A 19,150-nucleotide genomic window follows, 5' to 3' on the forward strand; every position below is an offset into this window, starting at 1 on the left:
TCAGTTCGGCTTCTCCGGCTTCGGCCGGTTCGAACGTCCTTCAAAGCGATCATCCAGTGGCTGGCGGCCGCTAAATCCCGCTTCCATGGTATGCCAGTGCGTTATCTTCGACTCGCCCATCTTCCAACACAGAAGCACTACTTCCTCGTTAACCTTGCAGGGGAAATCGAGCAGACCGATATCCAGGTCCTTGACCTGAACGCCGATTGCGTCGATCTCCTCGAAGGCGTCCTTGGCCCGCTGGATGTGCGCATCCATTTCAGTGCGCTGCTGCGCCACCTTGCCGACGTCCACGTACATGCCGCCGGACAAGAAGATGCGATGGCTCAATCGCTGCAGGTTTTCACCGACCGCCTCGGCCGCCTGCTTGGCGTCAATGCCCCGCTTCAGCAGGGATTCGAGCACCGGCACCAAAGCTTGTGCTTCGTCCAACGTAAATAGCTTCATAAAACCCTGACCTTGCTTCAAGCATACGTCCGCAGACAGACCGGGCCAAATAAGGTTCTTTGACGTGATCTACGAAATTGCGCCTCGATGCATCCGCAGCCGGGGCTTTTCCGTACCAGCAGTGAATGCGGCGGCAAATCCGGCGGATCATCTTCCACCGTCATTTGTGGCAGACCCGCAAGCCATTTATCATGAGGGTCGATGCACGTTGGCGATACTATCTTTATTTTTTGTCTGGCGCTTATCATCTTTGGCCCCAAGAAGCTGCCGGAGATCGGCCGTCAAATTGGCAAACTGATGGTCGAGTTTCGTCGTGCCAGTAATGAATTCAAGATGCAGATCGAAGAAGAGCTGCGCGCATCCGACGAGGCAGAGCGGCAAAAAGAGATCACCGCGGCGACCACCATGCTGCCGAAGACTGCCACAGTCACGCCAGCGTCGCTCCTGGAGGGAGCCGCTGCAAGCCAATCGAACGGCGCCTCCTCCGCGGCGGCCCAGGATCCTGTGATTTCGCCACCCAGCACCGGCGTTCCGGTCAACCACACCTTTTCTCCGGTCGAGACAACGGCCGCTGAGTCGATTTCGGCCGAAGCTCCAGACGCTTACCCGGAGCCGGCGGACGGCTTCAACCCCGGCCTGAACACTGCCTCGAATGCCGAGCTGGCCGAAGTACCAGTGGCCAGCGTCCAGCCTGAGTTCCCGACGGAGACCTTCGAACCGGCAGCTGCCGCGACCGACCACCCGGATCCAGAGAAAGCCCAGGCGTCCGTTCATCATGGTTGATCTGGTAGAACGTGCCCGCGCTGCGCTCACCGAGCGCAAGGACCAAACCGAACTTCCAGGCATGAGCCTGATCGAGCACCTGAACGAGTTGCGCCAACGCCTGGTGCATTCGGCGGTTGCGCTCGTGATCGGTTTCTTCATTGCCTACGCTTTTCACGAGAAGATCTTTGGCATCATGCAGGCGCCCATCGTCGAGGCCCTGAAAAAGAACCACCTCGACACGCAGCTTGTGATCCACAACCCGATCGATGGCTTCAATATGTATTTGAAGATCAGCTTCACCTTTGGAGCCATCCTTGCCGCGCCCTACGTTCTCTATCAGCTGTGGCTTTTCATCTCGCCCGGCCTTTACGCGAATGAGAAAAAGTATGTGACGCCGTTCATGGTCGCCACGGTGGGGCTGTTTCTCTGTGGAGCATTTTTCGGGTACCACTACGTATTCCCCGGCTCGCTCGGCTTCCTGTTCGACTACTCCAAGCAGTTCAAGCCGCTGATCGAAATCAGCGAATACACCGACCTCTTCAATACCGTGATCCTGGGCTTGGGGATTACCTTCGAACTGCCGATCCTGGTCATGTTCCTTTCCCTCTTCGGGATCGTGAGCCCTAAGTTCCTGTGGAAGAACATCCGCTATGCGATCCTGATCATCTTCATCATCGCGGCGATCATCACTCCTACCCCGGATGTGCTGACCATGTGCGTCTTCGCGAGCCCGATGCTCGTGCTGTACCTCATCAGCATCGGAGTATCGTTCATGGTCCACCCAGCCCGCCGCCGCAAACGGGCAGCGGAAGCCTCTTAAACAATGACGACCGCGAATCCAGAGCCGCAGGATGGTCGAGCGTCCGGCCGGAAGCATGAGGCTCGAGTCCCAAGAATCGGACCCGCTGAGATACTCCCTTCGGGCCTCGCCTGCTCAATACTGGCGACACTCCTCATCGCCCTCACTACCCTTGCAACTGCTCAGGCAAGCCACTTCAATGGTGCGCGGGCCCTCGAATACGCGCGTGAACTGGTCGCCTTCGGGCCCCGTTACAACGCCAGTGAAGGCCTGGTCAAAGCACAGGCATGGCTGCGGAAACAATTCGCGAAAGACGATCTGGTCGAAGACACCTTCGTCGTCGACACTCCGGCAGGCCCCCAGCAGCTGCATAACTTTGTTGTAAGATTTCCCGGTAAGAAAGACGGCGTGATCGTCCTCGCGACCCACTACGAGACCAATTACTGGCTGAAAGACACGAGCTTTGTCGGTGCGAACGACGGTGCATCGACGACCGGCCTGCTCATCGAAATGGCCAGCCATCTGCGAGCGACGGGCGGCAAGCCACTCGACGGTTACAGTGTGTGGCTCGTCTTCTTCGACGGCGAAGAAGCCGTAAAGAGCTGGTCCAGCTCTGATTCTCTCTATGGCAGCCGCCATCTCGCCGCCAAATGGCAAAATGACGGCACTCTTAAGAAGATCAAGGCCTTCCTGCTCACCGACATGATCGGCGATAAGGATTTGGACATCGCTCGCGATGGCAACTCCACTCCATGGCTGGAGGACCTTGTCGGCAAGGCCGCCGCCCGCCAAGGCGATCAGCGCTACTTCTTCCATCACAACACGGCCGAAGATGATGACCACATCCCCTTCGCTCAGCGCGGCGTTCCGGTCGCCGACATCATCGACGACGACTACGGGCCGCATGACGCCGGCCACCCTGACGGCTATCACCACACCCCCCAGGACACCCTCGACATGATCAGCGCCAAAAGCTTAACCATCGATGGCGATGTCCTGCTCGATGCCCTCCGCGCCCTGAATCAACGCTAAGAGCAGGTTCAAGGGGCGCAATGCGGGCCTCAGCTTCGCGAAGCTAACCAGGGCCTCTTCTCCCAATCATCGTCGTTCTCTCGCCGGGATGCGGTAGCATCGAAACAATGCTCGCCGGCGCGCCTCTAAGCTATTGGATCGGTTTCCACGCCCTGGTGCTCGCCCTGCTGGCAATCGATCTCCTCTTCCTGAACCCTAAGAACGAGAAGAGAGCGCAGAAACTTGCGTGGGGATGGACCCTCTTTCTCTTCTGCCTGGCATGCGCTTTCGCGCTCACTCTGGTGCGTGTTGACGGCCACCAGCATGCACTTGAATTCTTCTCCAGCTATCTCATCGAGAGCTCGCTCAGCGTCGACAACCTTTTCGTCTTCCTGCTAATGTTCCGTTCGCTTCAGCTCGATCGCCAACAACAGCACAGCATCCTGCTTTGGGGAGTGGGCGGCGCCATTGTTATGCGCGCTCTTTTTATCGCTGCAGGCGTCACCCTGCTCGCTCATTTCGCCTGGATTGAAGACGTTTTTGGAGTCATTCTGCTCATCGCCGCCGTTCGTCTCATACGCCACCAAGCCAACAATGAGAAGCCCTCGGCAGTGGTGCGATGGATCCAGTCGCAGTCGCTGAAGCGCGCCGCAAAAGCGGCAGAGGGGGAAGGGCGTAAGAACGATGGACCTGCGAAAGGCGGCAGAGGCCGTCCGTCAGCCGGCAACGTTGAAGCGGCCGTCCAGCCCCAGACCACCGCCGCGCCGCTCCGAGCCGCTCAACATCAGGTAACCTTGACCCCGGCTACCTTTGTCATGATCGTTCTCGCCGTCGAGGGAACCGACCTTGTCTTCGCCCTCGACTCGATACCAGCGGTACTGGCCATCACCCGCGATCCATTCATCGCCTACACGTCGAATATCTTCGCCGTACTGGGCCTGCGCTCGCTCTACTTCGCGCTCGCCGGCATGTTGGATCGCTTCCGTCTGCTCCACTACGGACTGGCGGCGATCCTCGGCTTCGTCGCTCTGAAGATGCTGCTGGCCCGCTGGGTGCACGTCAATGTGGTGATATCTCTAGCAGTGATTTTGGGGATACTGGCCATCTTTATCGCCGCCTCTCTACTCGAGGAGAAGAGGCGGAGGGCTCACGCCTAAGCGCGAAAACAGATGCTTTCTGCAAAATCGAAAGCGGGCTGAACTACGCCTCTTTGCCGCATGAGAGACCACAGAAAAATTCCCTGCTAACTTTGCGCCTCGAGAACTGCGACTCCTTGAGTCACGGCCGCGATCTCGCAGAGTTGGTATTGGGACTCAGCTGTTGAGGGTCTCCATCAGCTTGTTGAGCGTTCGGTTTAAGTCCTTGTCGGTGCGCTTCAACTCATCAATCTTGCCGATGGAATGCATGACCGTCGTGTGGTGCTTGCCGCCGAACTGACGCCCGATCTCTGGCAAGGAAGCCTCGGTCATCTGCTTCGCGAGGTACATAGCGATCTGCCGGGGCACGACCACGGAGCGCGAGTTATTCTTCTGCTTCAACTCCGCGACGCGCATGCCGAACTGCTCAGCCACCGAACGCTGGATCGACTCGATGGTGATCTTGCGCACCTGGGTATCGATGAAGGCCTTGAGGCACTGCTGGGTGGTCGGCAGCGTGATCTCCATGCCATTCAAGCCGCACCAGGCAATCAGACGCACCAGGGCGCCCTCGAGCTCGCGCACGTTGGTCCTCACGTTGGAAGCGATGAAGAGGGCGACATCAATCGGCAGCGTAGTCTGCTCGCTCTCCGCCTTCTTCTGTAGAATCGCGACCTTGGTCTCAAGATCTGGCGGCTGAATGTCGGCGATCAGTCCCCATTCGAAGCGGCTCCGTAAACGATCTTCAATCTCCGGCAACTCTTTGGGCGGCCGGTCCGACGCAATGACAATCTGCTTCATGCTCTCGTGCAGCGCATTGAAGGTGTGGAAGAACTCTTCCTGGGTCCGCTCTTTCTGCGCGAGAAATTGAATGTCGTCGATCAGCAGCAGGTCCACGGAGCGGAACTTGTCGCGGAAACTGGTCATGCGGTCATTACGCAGCGAGTTGATCATCTCGTTGGTGAACTTCTCGCTTGAGACATAGCAGATGGAGGACTGCGGCATGCGCATCTTCATCTCGTGGCCGATCGCATGCATCAGGTGGGTCTTGCCCATGCCCACACCGCCGTACAGAAAGAGCGGATTATAGGCTTTGGACGGCCGCTCTGCGACTGCTCCGGCGGCGGCCCTCGCAAACTGATTCCCGTTGCCGATCACAAACCCATCGAACGTATAGCGGGGATTGAGCTGGGCGGCTGAGTTCCAATCAAATCGCGCCTGCTGCGCGCTGCTCGCCGGACTTCCCGGACGCTGGCCGTTGCTCCGCTGCCCGATTCCCTGAGGAGCATTCGACGCATGGGCAGGCATGGGCGCAAAGCCTCCATCATCGCGCAGTCGCGCCGCCGCCGGATCCTGCTCCGGAGTGACGAACTTAACTTCCTGAAATTCCATCTCCAGCGACTCCATGGCTTCCTGGATGATGTCTCCATAGCGATCGCAGGTCTCTTGAATGTCCGTGCTCGGTACGCGCACAAACAGCGTGGTGCCGCTCGCATGGCTGAAGCGTGTCGGCTTCAAGCACGCGTCGAATGAGTGACGCGTGACTTTTTTTTCCAGAGCTCCCAGGATTCTCACCCAGGGATTTGGTGCTAGTGCGGGCGATGGTGCAAATGACATAAACTTCCTTGCTCAGGGTCGTTGCTCGCCCGGCGGCAGCCTCGCCCAAACCGAAAAAGAAATGCGGCCATGCACCCGGCGAGTTTGCTTGCTGGGTTGGCCATACTTCTCTCGTGGGCTCGGAGCTTGCATCCGAACGCTAGGGTTGGGATGCTTCTGATTCGGTCGGCAAAGAGACAGCCTGACGTGCAGATTTCTCTCTTGAACGAAACCGATGCTAGCACGATTGAGGGGCCGTCGTAACGGGTCTTTTCTCGAAAAAAATCTTTTGTCGAAGAGTTGCACCAGTAGCAGTGAAAAGTGCAAAAGAGGCCGCTTTTTTGCTGCTTTTTAGACGATCGGCTATACTGAAAGTCTCGCTAGTAGTGGACTTGAATCGATCGCAGCGAGCGCCAAATTCAACACCCAAATTGTAAGTAGAGGAGCGCACTTCCATGCCGAAGCGCACATTTCAACCCAATCGCCGTCACCGTTCAAAGACCCATGGCTTTCGGGTACGTATGAAGACCAAGAGCGGAGCCGCCGTACTCTCCCGCCGCCGCGCCAAAGGCCGCCATCGCGTCTCCGTCAGCGCCGGATATCGCGACTAATTGCCCCCGCCGCTGTCTCTCTCGCGGCCATTATGTTAGTCAATTGCATCACCATCTCCACCACCGAACCATCACCAATCCGCGTAGTGGGACAAGCGCAGCGGCTGCCGCCCCCTGAAGTTGGGGCGGTACTCGCACACGGACCCCTATCGCAGGATATGCATGCCGTCGCCATGATTCCGAACCACGTAAGCCTGGATCATCGCCTGCGCAAGCACGCCGACTATCAGCGCGTCTATCGCGAAGGGCGAAAGCAGTTTTCTTCGTCGATGAGTTACTTCTACGCGCAGCGTAGTGTGGACGCGCTGACGCTGTCTGGTCCACGCGTCGGCCTGACCGCCGGCAAAGTTCTCGGCAAGGCGGTCGAACGGAATCGCATCAAGCGCCGCATGCGCGATATCGTTCGCCGCCGCGTCGATATGGTGAGTGCCGATGTCGACATCGTGCTGCATCCGCGAAAGTCTGTCTCTACCATGGAGTTCGCCAGGCTGGAGAGCGAAGTCGTACGCATCTTTACCACGATTCAAACGACCTTGAACAAAGGCGAGAGGAACATCGGCGAGAAGAGTCGAAGTGAGAAGACCCTGCGCGGCGGCCCAGAAGCTGCCCTGCCAGTGGCTGAAGATCAGGCTTCTTCGTGAACGCGCCTGGCAACGCTACCGAGTCCAGCAACACCAACGCGCTTAGCAACTTCAACGCGCCCGGGAAGACCAGTCCCATGCGACGTCGCACCAGGCTAGGCCAAGCTTTGTTCGTTGGCTACAAGCAGTGGCTCTCTCCGGCTCTCCACGCCGCTATGGGGGTTGCGGGCGGCTGCCGCTTTCAACCCACGTGCTCGGAATACGCCGTTCTCGCGATCGAACGTCATGGTCTTGCGAAAGGCATACTTCTTGCGATCCGGCGTATCGCCAAATGCCATCCGTGGCATCGTGCCGAATTCGATCCGGTCCCCGGCTCCTGGTCTCCCCGTGCCCCTTTTGCGGCTGCATCCATGCAGACTTACACGCCGCCAGTTACCATAGAACCAGCAGAGCTTGCGCCAGGGCCGGCATTGCGGCCATGATCCGCAGTCCTGCCTTACGATCGTCGATAGGAACACCTTTTGCCAGAGATTAAGAACCCCAATCAGCAGGGCGGCGGCGGCCAGGACCCGAAGACCATGCTCGCCTTCACGGCGATTTTCATTCTCATGTTCCTCGGGTTGCAATACTTCAAGCCAAAGAAGACGCCGGAGACCGGCGCTCAGCAACAGCAACGTAGTCTCCCGGCGACGGCTGAAACCCCCGCTTCGAGCCCCGCTTCTCCCGCGGCAACAGCGACAGCGAAGTCGGGGGTGGTGAGTGCCGCCAATGCCGTGCAGGCCAGCAGCGAATCCTCAACGATTGTCGAGAACGAACTTTATCGAGTCCAGTTCTCCAATCGCGGCGCGCAGGTGACCTCCTGGATTCTCAAGAAATACAAAGACGGCGACGGCAAGCCGCTCGACCTCGTAAACCAGAAGGCCGCGGCCCAGTTCGGGTACCCGCTCTCCCTCTTCACTTACGACAGCGGGCTCCGTACCCGCCTCTCTGAGGCGCTCTTCGTTCCCTCAACCACTGGCGTTGTCAACGCACCCGGCTCCGTCACCTTCACCTGGTCTGATGGCAGCCTCACTGCGCGCAAGAAATTCAGCTTCGATTCAAGCTATGTCGTTCATGCCGAAACATCGGTCGAGCAGAATGGCACGCCAGTCACTGCGCTCCTCACCTGGCCCTCCGGCTTCGGTGATCAGGAGACGCTGCCGCAATTTGCCAAGTCGAGCTTCAACACCATGCAAGCCGGCAAGTCGACTTCGGATGCCTATAAGAAAGTCATCGGCGGCGCGACCCTGAATGGCCCCTTCGACTGGGCGGGCGTCAGCGATCTCTACTTCGCCGCCATCTTCCTGCCCGATGCGCCACAGCAGACTACCGTCGTCCAACTGCACAACGAAGAGACGATCCCGCGCAACATCAAGAAGCCCGATCCCAACGCCACAGATCGCGCGCCCGTTCTCGGCGCCGCGATGGGCGTGGTTGGCGGCAGCTCTTCGGCCCGCCTCTACGCCGGACCTAAACTGATCGACGTGCTCAAGAGCGTGAAAGCAACTGGTCCAGCCGGCAAGCCGACCGGACCTGACATTGAGCCCATTGTCAGCTTTGGCTGGATGAAGTTTATCTCCGAACCGCTTTTCCTGATCCTCCACTGGATGCACGAACACATCGTCTCCAACTGGGGCTGGTCGATCCTGCTACTGACCTTGCTCATCAATTTGTGCATGCTGCCTACCCGCATCACCATGATGAAGTCGGCGCTGAAGATGCAGCGCATCCAGCCGCAGATGGAAGCCATCAAGGAGCGATATAAAAAGTACAAAATGAACGACCCGCGCCGCCAGGACATGAACAAGGAGATCTTCGACCTTCAAAAGAAAGAAGGCGCGAACATGTTCGGCGGCTGCTTACCGATGCTCATCCAATGGCCGCTGCTCTACGGCTTCTACAACATGCTCTCGAATGTCTTCGAGCTTCGTCAGGCGCATTGGCTATGGCTGCCCGATCTGGCGTCCCCCGATCCGCTCCACATTCTTCCGGTTTTCTTCATCGTCTCCATGTTCCTGGTTCAATATCTGACGCCGTCCCCCGGTGTGGATCCCGCTCAGCAGCGCATGATGGCCTTCACCATGCCTGCGGTCTTTGGCTTTATGACCTGGAGCGTCGCTTCTGGACTCGCACTCTACTGGGCCTGTGGCAACATCGTCAATATCGTGCAGCAGACGGTCATGAATCGCACCAGCCTCGGCCGCGAGATGCACGATATCGCGGCGAAACGCGCAGCCAAGCGCCTCGGCAAACCCGCCGCCAGCAGGCGATGAACTTTCTCCGCACGTGATTCGTCTGAGTAGGTTAGTACAGAAGCACAGCTGCGGCCTTCTGTGAGTAGCTGTACTTCTGCTCAAGTTCCGCCGCGGCTTGGAGCGGTTTGAATAGCGAGTGAAGCCCTCATGTTTGGCCCGTCGTTGACCATCATCGGGTGAACTGATCCTGGGGAGGTACGAGTCAACGATGCCGATTGAAGATCACGCAGCCGCAGCCAACAAGATTGCCGGCTTCCTTCAAACGCTGGTCAAAACCGGAGGGCTCCGGGTCAAGTACCGCATTACTGCGGGCGGGGGCGCCGCCGATCCCGACGGTCTTGAGGCCCGTGAAATCTATGTCGAGCTTGCCGGCCCGGATGCGGCGCTGGTGACCGAGCGGGGCGGGGAACTCCTGCGCGCCCTCGAGCATGTCGCCGCCAAAATCATCCGCCTCGAACCTGAGGAGCATGACAAGGTTTCCTTCGACGCAAACCAGTTCAAGACGCTCCGCGCCCAGGAGCTGAAGCTCACGGCCGAAACCGCTGCCGAAAGCGTACGGCGTACCGGACAGCCCTTCAGCTTTGCTCCCATGAGCTCTCGCGAGCGCCGCATGTTGCATCTTGCGTTGCAAGCCTACGAGGAGGTCGAAACAGCCAGCAGCGGAGAGGGTCTAGGGCGCTTCGTCGTCGCCTATCCTAAAGGTTCACCTTTGGCACGGGCCGCCGCCGTGGCGCCGCGGAACGGTTCGGGCCGCGGCGGCGATCGCCACTCCAGCCGCGGCTTCGCAAGTCGCAGCCGCCCCGAACGCCGCCCCCGTCGCGAGGGTTGAGCCCAAAAATTGAGGGGAAAGTCGAGCCCTGCGAGAAGTCATTTGAGAAATGGAAGAGGAGCTTGCGTGGCACCGCTACGCCACTGTGCCACGCAAGCTTGTTGAGACAGACTCCGGGAGCGCTAAGACTGGAACCGCGAATTTGTCAGGTTGAATCCGTTGCGGATCTCCTTCGCTAGTTGGATCGAATCTCCGGTCTTGAACTGATGGGAGAAATAAAGCTGCGGCTTCTCGTCAGTTTCTTGGTTGTACAGGCAGCCAATGTCCCAGCCTTGCTTCTGCATCAAGCCCACCACCGGGTTGATCTCCGAGGCAAGCATGCCGAAGTCTGGCACCGCCGCCGCATTCTGTCCGCCGCCGTACGGCTGGAAAGCGACCGGCGCTGAAACATTTAGGTAAGGATTGATGGGGAGACCGCCAAGGGTAATGCGTTCCTTGCGTGGAATTTGGTAGGTCACCACTCCGTCCGCACCGATGGTCGGCTTCGCTCCGAGGATCTTCCCAATTTCATCTGCCGGCAGTGGTGTCGTCGGATTGCTGGGGCTGGTTTGAGGAAATGGCGTCGAGGTCACATTGAGCGCCGCCTTAATGCCCTTCGCGATCTTAATCGGATCCCCAACCGCTCGAAAGTGAATGAACCAAACAATTGGCGCCAGGTCGTACAGGTGTTGGTGTTCCGCCTGGAAGACGATGTCGTGACTGATCAGTTCGTGAATGAACGCGTCGAGTTCCTTCGCCTTCAAGCAAAGGTCCGAGTTCATGATGACCTGCTTGTCTCCATACGGTTGGAAATTCAGGTCGCCATTGATTTGAAATGCAGGCTTGATGGGGACGCCATGCAGGGTGGTGCTGGTGATATCGTCGCGATCGATTTCAATCGCGAAGACGCCATCGGATACCGATCCCTCCGCTTCAATGATGTTTTCGATATCGTCTTGGATGCTTTCGGCAATCGCCGCGTCGTCGGAGTCTCCGTCTTCATCCTGGGCAAACGCAACTCTCCTGCCGAGCGACGCCGCCAGCAGGCCGCCGGTAAGGCCCGCACCGGTCAAGAGCGCGCGTCGCCTGGTAACGAGCGAAGTAGGGTCAAAGATGCTCATAGGTATGTTTCTCCCTTTTTTCCAATCCATGGTGATCGTTGCAAGTTGAGAAGGCAGGTTCAAGCCAGCTGTTGGCCGAACAGTCGAGAGCCCCTGGTGGGAACGGAGGTGCGTTCTCTCCATTCAATCGAAGCTAGATGCGAGGTCTTATCAGCGTCGTTGTCTATCCGGTAAAAAAGAACGGAGATCTTGATAGTGCGATTTGATCGCGCCGAAAGGAGTTTGCAACTGGTAACACCTAACTTCGTAGACAGCGGCGAGCAAGTGCAAGTGGGGGCGAGCTAGGCAACAACGGAATATGACAAAAATGTCATCTTTTGACACCGCTATGTCATCTTCTTGCCGGAGCTATGGCGCCACGTACCGACAACATACTCTGTATGAATGCCGCGAGTAACTCACTCGAGAAGCAATCAATTGGCTTCCACTCCATCTACAGGCCGTAACGATACAGCTCCGCCTTCGCATAAGACCAATGACAGTCGACGAGGCTTTGGATACCAGACATGGTATCGCGAGATACCTGATAGCAAACTAGAACGAACCAGGTAACAAGTTAGTAGCTTGACTAGCGAAAGCCAGCTAGGGTTGGATCGAGAGGGCAGTCTGGTGAAATCTAACTCGGTACTCGGTGTCCGCTAAATTGACGAAGAGCCGCTAAAGTCCAAAAGGAGGTTGTCGATGATGAAGTTAGAGGAAAATACTTATGAGTTTGGCCTCGATCGGCCCCGTCGCTTCCGCTCCTAGCTCCCCCGAGATCCAGAAATCCGTCCCGGCTCCCAAACCAGAGAACCCGCAACCGGCCGTGCTCAAACCAGACACAGTCGCTCTTAGCTCTTCTAGCAGATCCAGCGACGGTGACGCAGACGCCAGTTAGAGCAGCCCATCCACACCCGCCGACCAGCCGTTAAGAAGTTTGGCCTTCAAGAGCCTCACGCCGAAAAGGCGGTCGTATGCCGCCAAAGAATCGGCGCTTCTCCAAGCGGACTTCCGACACCGTCGCAGGTCCGCTTTTTTGTGCAACGAATTCCCAGTATCCCGAGTTAGAAATCCGTGCAACAACCCCCGTCATCCTATGGCCTTCAAACCCTGCAACACAACCGATTCGCGCCTACACTAATCAAGTGCACTCGCATCAGGATCCAACTGCCACCGCCGATCGACGAGCGACCGACACGATCGTCGCCATCTCAACCCCTCCCGGCCGTGGCGGCATTGGCATCGTCCGTCTCTCTGGGCCGGACGCGGTCGCCATCGCCACCCCTTTGTTGAGAATCAAAAACCCCTTGGCCCACGGCCAGGCACGATTCGCAGAGATCCTTGATCCTGATCAGAGCTCGTACTCTTCTGAGGGAGCGAAAGCGATTGACCAGGCAATCGTCACCTTCTTCGCCGCGTCAAACTCCTATACCAGTGAAGACCTTGTCGAAATAGCAGCCCACGGCTCGCCGGTGGTGCTCGACCTGCTTCTCCGCCGGGCGCTCGAGCGAGGCGCTCGCCTCGCCGAACCTGGAGAGTTCACCCAGCGCGCCTTTCTTTCCGGACGCATCGATCTCACCCAGGCGGAGGCGGTCCGCGATCTCATCGACGCTCAGACGCTCTACCAGGCTCGCGTGGCCGCGGACCAACTTGGCGGCTCGCTCGCGCGCCGCATCCAGCCCGCCAAGGCCGCCCTCATCACCCTGATCGCCACCATCGAAGCCGGCATTGACTTTGCCGAAGATGACATCGACGTTATTCTCAACTCTGAAATTCTGAGCCGGATTGAGACTGTCCGCACCCAGTTGACGCCTGTCGAAGCCTCGTTCGCCCAGGGCCGCATCATCCATGATGGACTTACTCTGGCTATCGTCGGGCAGCCCAATGTCGGCAAATCATCGCTTTTCAACCGGCTGGTCGAGCGCGAGCGCGCCATCGTCACATCGACCCCCGGCACTACTCGCGACCTGGTTACCGAACGTGTTTCCCTCAATGGCATTCCGGTGAATCTCATCGATACCGCCGGTCTTCGCGAATCCACCGACGAGGCCGAAGCGCTCGGCATTCAGAAGTCTCGCGAGGCTTACGCCGAGGCCGATATCGTCCTCATCGTCCTAGACGCGACAGCGAGGATTGCCGATCAGGAGCGAGAGCTGCTGGCCGCCTTGAACGGCCGGCAGATTGTCGTTGTGCTCAACAAGATGGACCTGATCAGCGAAGCCCTCGCTCTCCACTCGGACGACGAGATACTATACCGCCGAGTGATTGCCTGGGGTGAGGAGTTATCGAACGTTTCGAAAGAAGAGTTGCCGGTGCTGGCAGAAGAGTTGCTGGTAAAGGAGATCCTCGCGCTGGCCGTCCCAGTATCCGCGAAGACCGGCCAAGGAATCACCCGGCTTCGTCAGTCGATCCTGAGCCTCGCCCAGGGCTCGAGCGCCGACGGGCAGTCCGGTATGTTGACGAACCTGCGACAACACCAATCGGTGGCCGCGACCGTCGCCTCCCTCCAGGCCGCCGCGCAATCGGCAACTCAGCAGATTCCGCACGAGATGATCATGCTTGATCTCTACAGTGCTTTGCGGAACCTGGACGCTCTCACCGGCCAGACCACCTCCGACGACATCCTCAATCAAATCTTCTCTACCTTCTGCATCGGCAAGTAGAGGATTCGAGCCAACCCAGTTGGCCCTCCGAAGCACTCGAGGAGCTAGGAATCACCCATCTTTAGACTCTGCTCATGTTGGTCTGCCGACTCTACGTTCGGCTTCCATTCGGGCAGCGTAAAGCAGAAGGTTGTGCCCTGGCCTATCTTCGACTCGCACCAGATCGTCCCATGGTGACGCTCGACGATCTTCTTGCAGGTAGCCAAGCCGAGACCGGAGCCTTCATATTTGCCGATGCCATGGAGACGCCGGAATGGCTCAAAGATCTGCTGGTAGGATTGCTCCGGAATGCCGATGCCGTTGTCTTGAACCGCGAACTGCCAGAGGCCGCTCTGCAGCGCGGTGGCGGACACATGAACCAGAGGAGTCTCGGCATCGCAATACTTAATGCCATTCGCTATCAGATTCTGCAAAAGCTGAACGAGCTGCGGCGATCCGAAGACGGTTGGCAGCTCGCCGTAAGTCACCTGCGCCCCCCGAGTCTGAATCAACTGTTTCAAGTTAACCAGCGCGTCGATCATAACCTCACCCATCGGGAGTGGTTTGAACTCGACCTCGGTCTGAGCATTGGTGTATTTGTACAAGGTATCGAGCAGTGCGTTCATGCGTTCTACCGACCTCGACAGAGCCGGGCAATAGGAGGCAATCTCCTCCAGGCGTCCCGGCGGGAAGCCCTTCGAAATTCCTTCGCGGAGATTATCCTCGATCAGAAAAGCCAACAAGAGCAGGTTTTCAAGCGGCCCTTTGAGATCGTGCACCAGGACCCGGCTGAAGACTTCCAGCTCTCCCCGCTGCTCGTCGAGCTTCTTCAGCAGGGTTGCTTTATGCACGGCGTTTTCGACACTGCGCCAGAGCGATTCCGCGTGGACCCGGTTCTTGGAGAGGTAATCCATCGCGCCAACTTTCATGGCCTCCGCCGCGACCAGCTCATCTCCCTGGCCTGTGATCATGATCAGCGCCAGATGGGGAAATCGCTTGTGCAGCAGCCGGATGCCGGACAGGCCATCCTGGCCGGCCAGCCGGTAATCGACGATGGCGCAGTCGAATGTTTTCTTCTCACAGGCTTCCAGCGCCTCGCCGACGCTCGCTGATTCAAAGCATACGGCCTCAGTCTGCTTCAGTGCCCGTCTGATTTGTTTCCGATCCCCTTCGTCATCATCCACGATGAGGATGTTCAGTGAATCGCGCACGCTCAGCTCTTCCGTTCGCACGCTAACCTCTTCCGCTAAGGAAACTCAACATTCCGTTCGTAAATACCTACGAGGGTGACAAGGCTCAGGAAATCCTGCGCCACCTTGTCCTTGGTGATATATCCGGCGACATTGAAATGATAGGCGGCTACTCGATCCTCGTCGCTCTTCGAAGTTGTCAGGACAAAGACAATTGACGGATGCAGCTCCTCGTCTTCGCGTAGCGCCTTGATAAACTGAATTCCATTCATCCTGGGCATGTTCAGGTCGACAAGCAGCAGATAAGGCAGCATGATCTTCGCCTTTCCGTTGGTCCCTCGCAACATGTCAAGCGCTTCGATGCCGTCCACGGCCCGGATGATGGTATTCTCGATACCGGCTTTCTGAAAAGCACGCTGAAGCGCCCGCGCATCTCCGTCATCATCCTCAAGCAGTAGTATGTTCAGCGGTGCTTGGCTATGTGTTATCAAGATCCTCACCCGACCACGCCTCTCTTCCTGACCGCTGGTCTTTCGGCCAGTTAAAGCGGAAGGTGCATCCCTGGCCTTCAGCGGATTCAACCCTCAGCTCCCCGCCATAAGATTCGACGGTCTTGCGGGCCAGGGCAAGGCCCATCCCGCTTCCCTCTACCTGGTCCCTAGGTCGCAGTGTCTGGAACATTTTGAAGATCTGCTCATGGAACTGCGCGGGGATGCCGGGACCATCGTCGTGGACTGCGAATTCGTAGAAGTCGCCGCACTCGCTCACGGTCACCTCGATTCGACCCTGAGGCTTGTCGTGATGCTTGATCGCATTGCCGATCAGGTTGCTCAGAATTTGCTGCAGCGGCATTCGGGTCAATTGGATATTCGAGAAGCAGGGGCTGACCGTGATCGTGAAGTTGCTGGTGGGGAGCAATGCAAGGACATCGTTAATCAGGACATCCCCAGCTATGACCTCGCTGGGGCGGTTGTCTAGCTCCCGCCCGATCCGGGCATAATCCAGTAAGTCGTCTAGCAGCTTCCCCATCCGCTGAACACGGCCGCGCAGCAGCCTCATGGTTTCGCGCGTCTCGGTAGTCAGATGTTCGGCGAGGTCTTCCTCCAGCCATTGAGAGGCGTTGTCAATCACACGAAGCGGCGCTTTTAGATCGTGTGAGGCAGCGTAGGCAAATTGCTCGAGCTCTTTGTTGACCGCTCGCAACCGGATGCTGCCTCTCTCGATCTCCCGGCGGTTCCTGGCCAGTTCCTCCTCGGCTGTCTTGCGCGCCGTAATATCGTGGTTGATTTCGAGAACGGAAACTTCCCCGGTAATTTCGTCATGACGGTTCGTCCAGCTGCTGACCACAGTGACCAAGGAGCCATCCCGGCGAGTATGCACCAATTCGCCGTTCCAATAGCCCTGGGAGAGAAGCTGCGCCTTGATGTCGGCAAGGGGTTGCGGGAACTTTGTCTTCAGCAAAACATAGGTAACATGACCGAGTGCTTCCTCCTTGCTCCAGCCATATAATCTTTGCGCTCCCTGGTTCCAATAGGTAACGCGGTCTTTGCCATCGCGGATGAAGACAGTATCTTCGGCCATATCGATGATTAAAGCCTGCTCACGCAAACTTCGCTCCGCCTGTCGCCCTTCCGCCTCAAGTTGCTTTTGCGCGGTCACATCCCAGTTTGTGCCGACCATCCGTACGGGTCGCCCAGCCTCATCACGAGTCACATGGCCCGTCCCGTGAATATGGTGGACGCTCTCGTCATCCCATACAACACGGAATTCGGTATTGAACGCCCTGACGCCGTCCATTGCCTCCTGAAGCTGCCGCTCTGCTCCGCTTAGGTCATCCGGATGTACATGCTGTCTCCATACCTCGTAAACCACATCCTCGTCACGCGGGTCCATGCCGTAAAGCCGGTACATCCAGGGGTCCCAGGTCAGCTTGTCATTGCTAATGTCCCAGTCCCAGATGCCGATGCCGCCACTGTCCGTTGCCAGGGCCAGCCGGTCCTTGACTGTCTGCAGCGCCAATCGCTCCGCGACTCGCTGGGTGATGTCTTTGAAGGCGCCGGTCAAGCGGATCGGCTTGCCATTATCAAATTCAGCTTCGCCTACCACCCGCACCGGAACCTGTTCTCCGTTGGTTGTCACAACCGTACATTCCATATCCCATCCATCGCCGCCAGCGATCGCCGTCTCAATCGCCGCTCTGACTCTGATACGATCCTCTGGAACATAGAACTGAATCCCCTCTTCCAAAACCGGCCGATGATCGGGAGCCACCCCTAGGATTCGGTACACTTCTGCCGACCAGAACAGCTCGCCGGTGACCAGGTCGAGCTCCCAGCCTCCGGTGTCGGTCAGCTGCTCGGTGCGTTCGAGCAATGCCTTGCTTTTGCGGGTCGCCTCTTCGTGTCGCTTGCGTTCGGTGATATCGGACGCGGTAATGGCAACTCCATCCGCCAGCTTGACCGCCTGGATCCGCAGCCAAGCGGTCTTGATGGTTTCTTCCTCGATCATGAACTCCCCAACAAACGTCTCCCCGGTGAGGACGATCCGCCGGTATTTCTCGAACAGACCGAGTTTGAGGTTCATCGGGAAGAGTTCGCACATCCTGGCGCCTATCAATTCCTCCCGGGAAAATGCGACCAAGTTTACGGCATTGCTATTCACGTAAGTGAAGACAAAATCCTCTATTTCCCCCGACGCACCGCGCACCGCCTCACAGAAATACAAGCAGTCCATACTGCTCTCGGCCGCTCCCAGGAGCCGAAGCTCGCTGCTCCGTGCTTCCGCTTCCGCCCGCCTGCTCTCCGCGTACTGCAGCTCTAAATCGGCGTTCAAGGTCCGGAGCTGCGCCTCCATGCTGGCGCCTCTGTCGATCTCGCGTCGAAGAAGGATTCCGAAGAGCGTCAAAAACCCCATGCCTATCAGCGCACTCGACCAGACGGCAAACTGTATCCACCGTCTTGCCTCCTGTGCCCTGGCTATACGCTGCGCGAGCAGTCTGGCCTCTTCGTCCTGCATCTCGCCGATCGTAGCCCGCACTGCGTCCATATAGCGTTTGCTTTCGATAACCTCGCCATCGGAGGGGACGTTTCCCGTTCGTTGCCTGGCGGCTTCGATCCTGAGGGTGGATTCAACGGCAGCATTCACTTCAGCCTGCAGCCGCACGAGCCTCTTTTGCTGGTCGGCATTGTCGACGGTCAACTGGCGCAACGTGTCCAAGTCGCGGTCCAGACGCCGCTCGGACCGGGCTTCAGCGTCGAGAAACGTCTCCTGCCCGGTCAACGCGAAGCCACGGCCTCCGGACAGCGTATCGACCGCATCTCCGAGTGCGGACTGCAGCGTCTTCTGCACTGCCTGAGTATGAACGACCCAGTCCGAGTCTTCCTCGGCCAGTCGCGTACTCCGCAGCGTGATATAGCTCACGAGGCCAATGAGCAGCACGGAGAGTAGAATGCCGGCACTCGCCCAGCGACTCAGCGCGGTCCTTGTCGGACTCCGTGATCGTCGTCCTGCCTGCTCGTCTCGCTTCTCTAAGCGAAGGCCCAGCCTCCGTTCTAGGTTAGACACAACGGTTCCAAGTCGATCGACATAAATTCCTTCCCAGCGGTCGATCCCTCGCCGCATCTGAGCCGCTCATCCACAGAAAGCAACCTTCCAGGCAAAGCGAGAGTGACACCGTGGAATTGCGGCAAATTGAGAGGGATGCTACAAGGGGAATGCCGCAAACGTACAGGGGGTTCTGAATACGACAATAAGATCGCCGACTGTCACAGAGCATACACCCTTCCGGCAGCGCAACGCGGCTCCAAGTTTTCACGGCCGGCCGAGCAAGAACTTGAAGTGAAGGAAAGACATGCACTTGGAAAAGGCGGCCCTTGGCGGAGGTACCGAAGTAACGTAAAGGACGTCATGTTACTTCGAAATAAAATCCTCATCGATAGCTCAGCTTGTCCAGGTTGATCCTCATTCATTTAGCCGATGAGACTGGTCCTCAAAACGGCGAAAGGACGGACCACAGATATTCCCGTACTTCGAGCTCCCTTGCGAAAGCATGGGCGCGAACTAGGTATTAACAACTATCTGCTCAGGATCAATCAAGGGCCTCTGAGTGACTCGACAGCTGTCTAGAGTTAATTCGGTGCTGTGATCGACTTACCCGTCAGTTTGTCTCGT

16 protein-coding genes are annotated in these 19,150 nt (G+C 57.9%); 10 read left to right on the forward strand and 6 right to left on the reverse strand.

The genetic code is table 11. From position 1 onward, the window contains the following. Nucleotides 1-432 (reverse strand): DUF2203 domain-containing protein, encoded by a 432-nt coding sequence (locus ACPOL_RS09440; RefSeq protein ID WP_338026778.1) that lies wholly within the window; start codon nucleotides 430-432, stop codon nucleotides 1-3. 216 nt (nucleotides 433-648) lie between these two features. Between ACPOL_RS09440 and ACPOL_RS35450 the strand changes: the two genes are divergently transcribed. The 4 genes from ACPOL_RS35450 (at nucleotide 649) to ACPOL_RS09460 (ending at nucleotide 4,179) form a co-directional block, all read left to right on the forward strand. Next, entirely contained in the window at nucleotides 649-1,230 is a 582-nt protein-coding gene (locus ACPOL_RS35450; protein ID WP_114206841.1) for a twin-arginine translocase TatA/TatE family subunit, read from the forward strand. Beyond that, complete coding sequence (gene tatC, locus ACPOL_RS09450) at nucleotides 1,223-2,032, forward strand: twin-arginine translocase subunit TatC (RefSeq protein WP_114206842.1); 810 nt, start codon at nucleotides 1,223-1,225, stop codon at nucleotides 2,030-2,032. Before ACPOL_RS35450 ends, tatC begins: the two co-directional genes overlap by 8 nt. Nucleotides 2,033-2,035: 3 nt before the next feature. Further along, nucleotides 2,036-3,043, forward strand: coding sequence for a M28 family peptidase (locus ACPOL_RS09455; protein ID WP_114206843.1), 1,008 nt, complete (start codon nucleotides 2,036-2,038; stop codon nucleotides 3,041-3,043). A gap of 107 nt (nucleotides 3,044-3,150) precedes the next feature. Continuing rightward, nucleotides 3,151-4,179 (forward strand): TerC/Alx family metal homeostasis membrane protein, encoded by a 1,029-nt coding sequence (locus ACPOL_RS09460; protein ID WP_114206844.1) that lies wholly within the window; start codon nucleotides 3,151-3,153, stop codon nucleotides 4,177-4,179. Nucleotides 4,180-4,335: 156 nt separating this feature from the next. On the opposite strand, the gene dnaA is transcribed toward ACPOL_RS09460, so the two are convergent. Next, complete coding sequence (gene dnaA, locus ACPOL_RS09465) at nucleotides 4,336-5,775, reverse strand: chromosomal replication initiator protein DnaA (protein WP_114206845.1); 1,440 nt, start codon at nucleotides 5,773-5,775, stop codon at nucleotides 4,336-4,338. A gap of 434 nt (nucleotides 5,776-6,209) precedes the next feature. Here dnaA and rpmH point away from each other — a divergent pair, with 434 nt between their 5' ends. The 5 genes from rpmH (at nucleotide 6,210) to ACPOL_RS09490 (ending at nucleotide 10,069) form a co-directional block, all read left to right on the forward strand. Beyond that, nucleotides 6,210-6,365: a 50S ribosomal protein L34 gene (gene rpmH / locus ACPOL_RS09470; protein WP_114206846.1), complete on the forward strand. Its 156-nt coding sequence runs from the start codon at nucleotides 6,210-6,212 to the stop codon at nucleotides 6,363-6,365. A 32-nt stretch (nucleotides 6,366-6,397) separates the two neighbouring features. Further along, nucleotides 6,398-7,006 (forward strand): ribonuclease P protein component, encoded by a 609-nt coding sequence (gene rnpA / locus ACPOL_RS09475; RefSeq protein WP_236657354.1) that lies wholly within the window; start codon nucleotides 6,398-6,400, stop codon nucleotides 7,004-7,006. Then, a complete protein-coding gene (gene yidD, locus ACPOL_RS09480; protein ID WP_236657355.1) occupies nucleotides 7,003-7,428 on the forward strand; it encodes a membrane protein insertion efficiency factor YidD in 426 nt (141 codons plus the stop codon). Before rnpA ends, yidD begins: the two co-directional genes overlap by 4 nt. A gap of 39 nt (nucleotides 7,429-7,467) precedes the next feature. Further along, nucleotides 7,468-9,258 carry a membrane protein insertase YidC gene (yidC, locus tag ACPOL_RS09485; RefSeq protein WP_114206847.1) on the forward strand — a complete coding sequence of 597 codons (1,791 nt, stop codon included), beginning with the start codon at nucleotides 7,468-7,470 and terminating at the stop codon, nucleotides 9,256-9,258. A 190-nt stretch (nucleotides 9,259-9,448) separates the two neighbouring features. After that, nucleotides 9,449-10,069: a Jag family protein gene (locus ACPOL_RS09490; RefSeq protein WP_114206848.1), complete on the forward strand. Its 621-nt coding sequence runs from the start codon at nucleotides 9,449-9,451 to the stop codon at nucleotides 10,067-10,069. Nucleotides 10,070-10,191: 122 nt separating this feature from the next. Here ACPOL_RS09490 and ACPOL_RS09495 read toward each other — a convergent pair whose 3' ends face one another. Next, nucleotides 10,192-11,169 carry a DUF1259 domain-containing protein gene (locus ACPOL_RS09495; protein ID WP_161557274.1) on the reverse strand — a complete coding sequence of 326 codons (978 nt, stop codon included), beginning with the start codon at nucleotides 11,167-11,169 and terminating at the stop codon, nucleotides 10,192-10,194. A gap of 953 nt (nucleotides 11,170-12,122) precedes the next feature. On the opposite strand from ACPOL_RS09495, the gene mnmE reads away from it, so the two are divergent. After that, a complete protein-coding gene (gene mnmE / locus ACPOL_RS09500; RefSeq protein WP_114206850.1) occupies nucleotides 12,123-13,811 on the forward strand; it encodes a tRNA uridine-5-carboxymethylaminomethyl(34) synthesis GTPase MnmE in 1,689 nt (562 codons plus the stop codon). Nucleotides 13,812-13,855: 44 nt separating this feature from the next. Here mnmE and ACPOL_RS09505 read toward each other — a convergent pair whose 3' ends face one another. Genes ACPOL_RS09505 through ACPOL_RS09515 form a run of 3 tightly spaced genes read right to left on the reverse strand, consistent with a single transcriptional unit; the run spans nucleotide 13,856 to nucleotide 18,544 of the window. Then, nucleotides 13,856-15,022 (reverse strand): sensor histidine kinase, encoded by a 1,167-nt coding sequence (locus ACPOL_RS09505; RefSeq protein WP_114206851.1) that lies wholly within the window; start codon nucleotides 15,020-15,022, stop codon nucleotides 13,856-13,858. A 14-nt stretch (nucleotides 15,023-15,036) separates the two neighbouring features. Continuing rightward, nucleotides 15,037-15,471, reverse strand: coding sequence for a response regulator (locus ACPOL_RS09510; protein ID WP_201759151.1), 435 nt, complete (start codon nucleotides 15,469-15,471; stop codon nucleotides 15,037-15,039). Then, on the reverse strand, nucleotides 15,458-18,544 hold the full coding sequence (locus ACPOL_RS09515) for a PAS domain-containing protein (RefSeq protein ID WP_161557275.1): 3,087 nt from the start codon (nucleotides 18,542-18,544) through the stop codon (nucleotides 15,458-15,460). Before ACPOL_RS09515 ends, ACPOL_RS09510 begins: the two co-directional genes overlap by 14 nt. Nucleotides 18,545-19,150: the final 606 nt, after the last annotated feature.

It is taken from the genome of Acidisarcina polymorpha (assembly GCF_003330725.1).
Lineage (GTDB): Bacteria > Acidobacteriota > Terriglobia > Terriglobales > Acidobacteriaceae > Acidisarcina > Acidisarcina polymorpha.